The organism is Saccharopolyspora sp. NPDC045941, assembly GCF_056431445.1.
In genome coordinates this window covers 1-7,043 of sequence record NZ_JBWKKU010000138.1, presented here as the reverse complement: position 1 = coordinate 7,043, position 7,043 = coordinate 1, and the positions used below count along the sequence as shown (strand labels likewise).

At 64.3% G+C, this 7,043-nt stretch carries 5 protein-coding genes and 1 pseudogene; 2 read left to right on the top strand and 4 right to left on the bottom strand.

Annotated features, from left to right (window positions below; genetic code table 11):
- Positions 1–400 precede the first annotated feature (400 nt).
- A complete protein-coding gene (gene adhP / locus AC07FN_RS45515) occupies positions 401–1,417 on the top strand; it encodes an alcohol dehydrogenase AdhP (RefSeq protein ID WP_358395201.1) in 1,017 nt (338 codons plus the stop codon).
- A gap of 407 nt (positions 1,418–1,824) precedes the next feature.
- Here adhP and AC07FN_RS45510 read toward each other — a convergent pair whose 3' ends face one another.
- From AC07FN_RS45510 to AC07FN_RS45495, 4 genes and pseudogenes are all read right to left on the bottom strand, one after another.
- Positions 1,825–3,090 (bottom strand): cytochrome P450, encoded by a 1,266-nt coding sequence (locus tag AC07FN_RS45510; RefSeq protein WP_478401316.1) that lies wholly within the window; start codon positions 3,088–3,090, stop codon positions 1,825–1,827.
- A 251-nt stretch (positions 3,091–3,341) separates the two neighbouring features.
- On the bottom strand, positions 3,342–3,971 hold the full coding sequence (locus AC07FN_RS45505; RefSeq protein WP_478401315.1) for a response regulator transcription factor: 630 nt from the start codon (positions 3,969–3,971) through the stop codon (positions 3,342–3,344).
- 843 nt (positions 3,972–4,814) lie between these two features.
- Positions 4,815–5,228: a WHG domain-containing protein gene (locus AC07FN_RS45500; RefSeq protein WP_478401317.1), complete on the bottom strand. Its 414-nt coding sequence runs from the start codon at positions 5,226–5,228 to the stop codon at positions 4,815–4,817.
- Between the two features lie 48 nt (positions 5,229–5,276).
- A pseudogene (locus AC07FN_RS45495) lies at positions 5,277–5,531 on the bottom strand (helix-turn-helix domain-containing protein); the annotation flags it as partial.
- 261 nt (positions 5,532–5,792) lie between these two features.
- On the opposite strand from AC07FN_RS45495, the gene AC07FN_RS45490 reads away from it, so the two are divergent.
- The gene (locus AC07FN_RS45490; RefSeq protein WP_478401314.1) at positions 5,793–6,410 is read left to right on the top strand and encodes a hypothetical protein; all 618 of its coding nucleotides are present in this window, start codon (positions 5,793–5,795) and stop codon (positions 6,408–6,410) included.
- Positions 6,411–7,043 lie beyond the last annotated feature (633 nt).

The window sequence follows — 7,043 nt, the reverse complement described above, 5'->3', positions numbered from 1 at the left end:
CGGAGAACCGCGAGGTCGGCGACGTCACCACGCTCGCCGACTCGTCCGTCATGTCGCTGATCTCCAAGGGCCTGAACAACTCCAGCGACGACTGATGCCCCAGACCGCCGCCCGGCAGGCCGATGCTCCATCGCTGTCCACGGTCTGCCGGGTGGTACCCATGTGCCGCGGTGCTTCGGGTTTTGTTGGTGCAACAGTGAATTGCTGCTGCCTCCAAACGTTCCCTCCAGCAACTGTGGTCGCACCCAGAACTGACCGTTCGGAGAGCTCCCCCCGACGTTGACGGCGGTTACAAAGGACTCCTGGTTACGCAGCGCCGAACCTCGTCGTAGCGAGAACGACCACCAGTTCCCAAGCCGATTCCCGGCAAGAATCAACAAGCACCGCCTAGGAGTTGTCAATGAAAGCCGCAGTCGTCCACAACTTCGCGAACGAGCTGACCATCGACGAGGTTCCCAAGCCTGAGCCGGGGCCGGGAGAGATCGTCGTGAAAATCGAAACCTCCGGCCTGTGCCACACCGACATCCACGCGGCGCACGGGGACTGGCCGGTCAAGCCCAAGCTCCCGCTCATCCCCGGGCACGAGGGCGTCGGCATCGTCGAGTGCGTCGGTCCGGAGGTCACTGAAGTGGCCGAAGGCGACCGGGTGGCGATTCCCTGGCTGGGGATCGCCTGCGGTGTCTGCGACTACTGCACCAGCGGCTGGGAAACCCTATGCGAGAAACAGCTCAACACCGGCTACTTCATCGACGGCGGGTACGCCGAGTACGCCAAGGCGTCGGCGAAGTACGTCGCCAAGGTCCCGGACGGGGTCGACCCGCTGGACGCCGCGCCGCTGACCTGCGCCGGGGTCACGACCTACAAAGCGGTGAAGCTCTCCGGAGCCCGTCCCGCGTCCACGGTCGCCGTGTTCGGCATCGGCGGACTCGGGCACCTGGCCGTGCAGTACGCCAAGATCTTCGGCGCGCGGGTAGTGGCGGTGGACGTGGTCGACGAGAAGCTCGAACTCGCTCGGGAACTCGGGGCAGACCACACCGTCAACGCGCTCACCGAGGACCCGGTGCGGGCGATCAAGGACCTCGGCGGCGCCGACGCCGCGATCTCGGTCGCAGTGGCGCCGACGGCATTCGAGCAGGCGTACAGCTCGCTGCGCCGGGGCGGCAAGCTGGTTTTCGTCGCGCTGCCAGCGGACAACCACGTACAGCTGCCGATCTTCGAAACGGTGCTCAACGGCATCACCATCGTCGGCTCGATCGTGGGCACCCGCGGTGACCTGGACGAGGTGTTCCGCCTCCACCAGCAGGGCCGCACCAAGGTAATCCGGGAGGCCCGCCGCCTCGACGAGGTCAACACCTGCTTCGAGGAGGTCGAGAAAGGCCAGGTCAAGGCCCGGCTGGTGTTCGACCTCCGCAGCTGAGCTGAAGCCCCGTGAGTCTGTTGGTGACTACGGCACTCTCAACAGACTCACGGGCATTGCGCGGACATCCACGACGCTCTCGACGGCTCGTTTGCCGTTGAGAGACTTGTTGTGGGCTTTCTGATCGTCGGCGCAGCCGGGCGAGCGAGCACCCGACGATGACCAGCCGTAGCGGCATCGGCGCGCTCACGCCTCCTCCAACCTCAGGGCCGGGGCGGGGCAGACCCGTACAGCTTCCTCGATGAGCGCCCGGTCTTTCTCGGTGACCTCCTCCATGAGAAGGGTGACCTCGGCCTCGTCATCGACCTCGAAGTGGTTGGGGCAACGGCTTCGCACATGCCGATGCCCGTGCAGCGGCCCCGATCGACATGGGTCCTCTTGGTCACGGCGGCTCTCCGTACGGATGTTCAGGGGATCCGGACGGGGAGCCGTCGGATGCCATGGATGAACTCGCTCACCAGCGGCTCGGGCTCGCCGACCTCCATGTTCGGAAGCTTGGTGAGCAGCTGCCGGAACAGGGCCTTGAGCTGCGCTCGGCCAAGGTGACTACCGAGGCAGTAGTGCACGCCACGGCCCCCGAACCCGGTGTGCGGGTGAGGTGGACGGGTGAGATCGAACCGGTCCGGGTCCTCGAACTCAGCGTCATCGCGGTTCGCCGAGGCGTAGAAGAGCACGACCTTGTCGCCGGCGGGAATCACCTGGCCGGCGATCTCCACATCCTGTGTCGCGGTCCGCGCGAACTCAATGACAGGCGATGCATGACGGACGAACTCTTCGATCGACCTGTCGATGCGCCCCTCAAAGTCCTCGGTCAGCCACGCCTTCTGGTCGGGGTTCCGCCACAGCTGAACGACGGTGTGCGAGGTTGTCTGCTTTGTCGTGTCATTGCCCGCGACACTCAGCAGAAGCATGACTGACTCGATCTCGTCATCAGTGAGGTGCCTGCCATCGAAATCGGCGAGAGCGAGCGCTGTTGCGAGGTCATCCCGAGGGTTGGCCCGACGCTCGCGGATGAGCTCAAGTCCGATCTCGCGCAGAATGACGAGTTGGTCCTGGAAGAACTGCTGCGGATCTGCGTCTCCCGCGATGGCTGGATCGTTCGCACCCATCGCCTTGTCCCCCGCTTCGGCGAACTCCTCCGCGAGACTGCCGGGCACACCGATCATGTCAGCAACGGTGAGCATGGGGAGCTTCGACGCGACTTCGCGGACGAAGTCGATCTCACCGGCGCCGATCACGCGCTCGACGATCTCCTCAGCACGCTGCTCGATCTTCTCGGAGAGTCGACGGACTGCCCGAGGCGTGAACGCGCCGCTCAGGATGCGCCGGTATCGCGTGTGCTCCGGGGGATCCATCTCCAGGAACGTCGGCGCCGGCTTCGGATCCCTGGGCGGAAACGAAACGCCCCAGTAGCGATGCGAGTCGGAGCTGAACAGCTCGTGGTTTTCGCTCGCGAACGCGATCTCACGGGCGCGCACGAGCGCCCAGAAACCAGGCTCACCGTGAACCTCTGGCGGTAAGCCGGGGACCTCCATCGGTGGGTGCCAGCTCACCGGCGCCTCGCGTCGCAGCTGAGCGAACGACGAGTCGCGTTGCTCGAACGGAAGCCGCCAGAACGCGGCGCTCGAGATATCCACGTCGTGATACGGACGAGCAGGCACAGTTGCGGTCATGTCATCTCTCCCTTCGTGTGGCACCCCGACTTTCCAAGGCGCCCCGTCTTGCGCAGCTGCGCCACCAGACTGGACCGGCTGACGTCCTTGCCAGCGGCGCGGACGACCTTCTCGAAGATCTTGGTCCCCCACCCAGCACAGTGCTGCGGCGCCGTTGGACTTGCGACCCCCGCCCTGCTTACCCCACGCCGGCGGCGAACTCCTTCGCCGCCGGCGTGGACAACCCACTGAACGGAAATATTCGGCTGGGATTAGATGAGACCGGAGCGGATTGCGTAGGAGACGGCGTGAGCGCGGTTGTGGAGGTCGAACCGCTTCATGAACTGGTAGAGGATGTTCTTGACCGTGCGTTCTGAGTAATGCAGTTTGTCAGCTATTTGTTGGAGATCGAATCCTTCGGCGACGAGGCGGAGGACATCGATCTCGCGGTTGGTGAACCCGGAAGGGTTCAAGCCTTGCGGTGCGAGTACTTCGCGGTAGGTGCGCACGATTTGCTCGATGAGCGCGCCCTGCAGTGAGGTGGGGAAGTATCCGCCACCGCTGCCGACCGCACGAATGGCCTGCATGAAAGTCGTAGCGGAGAAATGCCGGCGCCACAGGACTGCGCGGACACCCCACTCCGCCGCTGCGGAGATGTCGGCGTGCCATCGATCGCCCACGATGAGGAGCAGGGGGGTGGCAGTGTCGGGCCTGAACATCTGCAGCTCCCTCATGGTGGACGCTTCGGCGGTTTCGATGGCGACCACGACAACATCGGCGTTGTCGCCGCTGGCCTCGACGAGCTGGGGGTCTCCACCCAAGCAGTTCGCCAGTCCCATGCGCGTAAAGTAATCCTGTGCGTGGATGGCCACGCGGATTTTCTCTATTGTTCTGCCCTGCATGACTGTCCCCTGTTCTGGAAATGCCAGGGCTTCTCGCGACCAGAAAGCTCGGATCAGTCTTTCCGGGAGTTAGGCCTTCCGCGCGGCAAGCATCTCGTTGCCATCGCGGGCCCCCACCAGCGCCGGAAACCCGCTTGATTGGCTGGACGCACCGGCCGCCCGCTCGCCCCACGCACCGAGAGCACCGTCTCCCCCGGGTACGGATAGCCAGCGAACCCCGCCGAATCCGCGAGACCGTAATCCACACAGCTCTGCGCGAGTCGTCATCGCCGCACCCGTCGGCACCTGCAACAACAAATTGTCGCTGCCACTGACCACCACCACTTGCACTCCATGCGCCGACGCGAGCACCGGACACGGGTCGTCCTGCTCAGCCGCCGACGCGACTGCTCCGGTCGCCAACAATGCGGTGATCGCTGGCGCGCTAAGGGTCGCGACCTTCCACCTCACGCGTTCTCCCGTCGCCCGAGTCTCCCCACCAAGCGCAACCACCATAACTACGTAAACACGTGTAAGTAAACAGCCGAAAACTAACGCTTCGGCATCTTCGCCCCATGCTCTCGACAGACACCGGGCCCCGGTCGATCAGCGCGCGCCCTCGGTCGGTGGCCTAGGACAGATACACCGAGACCTGAAAGTTCTCGATCCAACTGACGACAGGTCCGACAGCAACCCGAGCAGCAAGTCGCGCCGCGTCGACGCGGCGCGCCCCGCGAAACCGGCCCACGATCCGCGACATGAGCTCGTCGAGGTGCGCCCGGCACCGAGCAGGGGTTTAGGCTGTGGCCCGCGGCCACGCCAAAGATCAAGAAGTACGGCCGTCATACTGCGGCGGTTGAAACTTCAATCGGCCGGTGGATGGACCAGAGAACGAACGACGTTACGCACGAATGCGTGAATGGCCTGTGGCAGGCTGAACGTGTCGTGCAGCGCGGCCGTCGCGAGCGCTACTCGCCCGTGCGCGACAACGAAGAAGAGCACCGTGTTCGCCTCCGCCCCCCCGGCGTCCACGAATGAGACCGGAAACTGGTAGCCGTGCTCCTTGCATCGAAGCACCGCTCGCTCAAGCGCCTCGTAGACCGGTTCGGTGGTGGATTCAAGTCCCATTCCGCGAATGCGTTCAACGTCAGCCGACGTCAAGAACAAAAGCTCGTAGCGCGTCGGGCTGGAGTACGCGAACTCCACATATGCGGCCAGTTGGGCCTCGAGCTGGGCCAACGGACCTTCGGCCTCCGCTCGTTCCTCCGCGACGCTCATCGTCGCACCGAGCTCTTTCCAGATGTCAACTACCAACTGGCTGACTAGAGCTTGGCGATCTTCGAAATGTGGGTAGATCGCCGGGGTAGTTACCGAGGCCTCCCTTGCTACAGCGCGAAGAGAAAGCGCCCGATGCCCGTCACGCTCCAGAACCCGATGCGCCGCTTCCAGCAGCTCGCCACGCAGGAGTACACCCTCACCGCGTCGATTGCGTGAACGCCGCCGGGAGGGACGTGGCTTGTTGGTCGCATCCGGGTTGTCGCCGGCAGGAGCCGAGCCAGCACCTTGTCGACGGTCGCCCAAACGGTGATCTGGGCTGGGCGTTTCCAAATTGTCGGCTCTCCTGTCGTATCCGGTGAGCCATGACGGCCCGGCAGGGCGGGGCGGTGACCACCGACGGCGAGCATCGCCAACGCGATGAGCGCCTGGGGACTTGAACCCGCCTCTCCACAGCATAGATGAAACCATTACCTTGGGCGGCGCTGAGGACCACCTGCCGAACTGACATCTCCCGCCCGTCAACCTCACCCACCCCGGCCGCCGGTCAGCTGCACGCTCCGAGGGTTGAGCGTGCCGAACACCCCAGCAAACTGGCGCGATGCTGATCATGGCGTTGAAACTGATCTACCTCTGATGACCCGGATCTTCGCGTGGGCGCGCCTTGCCGTGCAGGACTCGACGGCGAAGAACATCGAGATGCTGATCCTGCGACACGAACTCGCTGTCGCCCAGCTGCGCGATCCGCCGCTGGCGCGAAAACTCACCTGGGCCGACCGGGCATGGCTGGCGCTGCTGGCACGGCTACTCCCGTCCGGCCAGCTGCCGAAGATCCGGTTGATCGTCACCCGGCCGTCCGCGATAGTGTGGATCTTGGACGTCAGGCCGCCCCGGGACCAGCCCAGGGCTTGGGCTGCCGCCGCGAGCAGTGGGCCCAGCGGCGGCGCAGCAGGTTGCGGTGCCAGTGCAGCAGCATGCTCGGGGCGGGGCCGGTCGCTGGCCACCCGCACCACTCCAGGGCAGGCGGCGGACACGAAGCAACTCGAGGCGCTGCTGGAAGACATCGCGGTACCACGACCAAGCGCAGTGGGCCGTTCTCGTCGGCGCGCCACACATAGTTACCCGACAGCCACGCCGCTCCCTGCAGCCATCTGGGGTGCGCCACATCGATCCATGCCGCAGTGACGTCAAGACCACTGTGCGTGCCTGATTCGCTCAACGGTTGCGTGGATAACCACACCCATGTTCCGACATTGATGGGTGCGCCAACAGCACGGCGATTGCGCACAGTCGGCTTCGGCGGTAGTTCCACGTGGACAGGATTTGAACCTGCTGCGACCCCTTGACCCCCAGACATGTCCACAAGAGACACCGACCAGCGAAAATTCAGAAATTGCAGCACAAATCGCTGCGGATCGCTGACGTTGAGCGCAGTACAGCACAGTCCGGGACAGCACAAATCCTCCCACGTTCCTCCCATCGCCAGTGTCAAAATCCGTTCAACCAGGCCCTGATCGGCGATCTCGCGCAACACACGGCTCATCATCCCGTTGGCATGCGGCAGGTTTGGCTTCCGAATCGCCGGAACAACCTTGGCGAACGCGCTACGCGCCTGCTCACGACGCCAACCCTCACTGTTGAGTTCCAGGCTGTCCGCACCACTCGCAACGCTCGACTGGAACATTGCAGCCGAGCACTTCGCTACGCTGCTGGCCACCACCAACTAGTGTCGTGAGTCGTTGATTCATTGTCAGGTTGTTAGGGTGTGGTATGGGCGATGGTCGTGGACCGAAACTGGCCTTGCTGGAACTGAGCCAG

Coding starts and splice junctions, on each gene's coding strand:
- AC07FN_RS45510 (WP_478401316.1), bottom strand. CDS start 3,090: ATGACCGCAACTGTGCCTGCTCGTCCGTATCACGACGTGGATATCTCG.
- AC07FN_RS45505 (WP_478401315.1), bottom strand. CDS start 3,971: ATGCAGGGCAGAACAATAGAGAAAATCCGCGTGGCCATCCACGCACAG.
- adhP (WP_358395201.1), top strand. CDS start 401: ATGAAAGCCGCAGTCGTCCACAACTTCGCGAACGAGCTGACCATCGAC.
- AC07FN_RS45500 (WP_478401317.1), bottom strand. CDS start 5,228: ATGAGCGTCGCGGAGGAACGAGCGGAGGCCGAAGGTCCGTTGGCCCAG.